Source organism: Aeromicrobium sp. PFPM2_SD2 (genome assembly GCF_057364525.1).
Genome location: NZ_JBNFNZ010000766.1, coordinates 1 through 640, shown reverse-complemented (window position 1 = coordinate 640; position 640 = coordinate 1). Strand labels below are relative to the sequence as shown.

1 protein-coding gene and 1 pseudogene are annotated in these 640 nt (G+C 72.2%); both read left to right on the top strand.

Annotated elements, in window-relative coordinates; translation table 11 throughout:
- A pseudogene (locus AC2W7G_RS17980) lies at positions 1-226 on the top strand (hypothetical protein); the annotation flags it as partial.
- 179 nt (positions 227-405) lie between these two features.
- Positions 406-640 (top strand): Rho termination factor N-terminal domain-containing protein (locus tag AC2W7G_RS17975; RefSeq protein ID WP_485869632.1); only part of this gene is annotated, 235 nt, incomplete at its 3' end.

Sequence of the window (640 nt, the reverse complement as noted above, 5' to 3'; positions counted from 1 at the left end):
ACGACCTGCTGCACCAGTCCTTCCGCGCCCCGGCCATGCCCGGCTCGCACAAGGTGCTGCGCGCCCTGGCGCGTGGAGGGCGTCCCGGCCGTCATCTCGCCGGCGCGGACCGACCGTCCTGGCCTTCGGCCGCGGGGTCGACGACGTCGCCCCCGCGGACTGGACGGTGCACGAGGTGGAGGTCGCCGCCCGGGGCGTCCACCGCGTCGACACGCCGACCGGGTGAGGGGTTCGGAACAAACCCGACACCGGTGGTGCTATGGTCGAGGTAGTCGGAGTTCGAGAAACCTTCTCCCCGACGGAGCAGTTCCCCCAGGCGCCTGAGCTCTCGTTTCGAGCCGGGCATACCTTCACATCCCCGGTCTACCGGGCGGAGGCCGTCGCGCCTCCCGAAAAGGAATCCACGTGACTGACACGATCGACACCACTTCCGAGGCTGCCGCCACCGACGCTCCCGCGGCCGACAAGCCTCGTCGCGCCACCGGCGGTCTCGCCGGCAAGAAGATCGCCGAGCTGCAGGAGATCGCCTCCGGCCTCGGCGTCAACGGCGCCGGACTGCGCAAGAGCGCGCTCATCGACGCCATCAAGGCCGCCCAGGGCGGCGCCCCGCCGCCGGCCAAGGCCGCAGAACGCCGCCGCG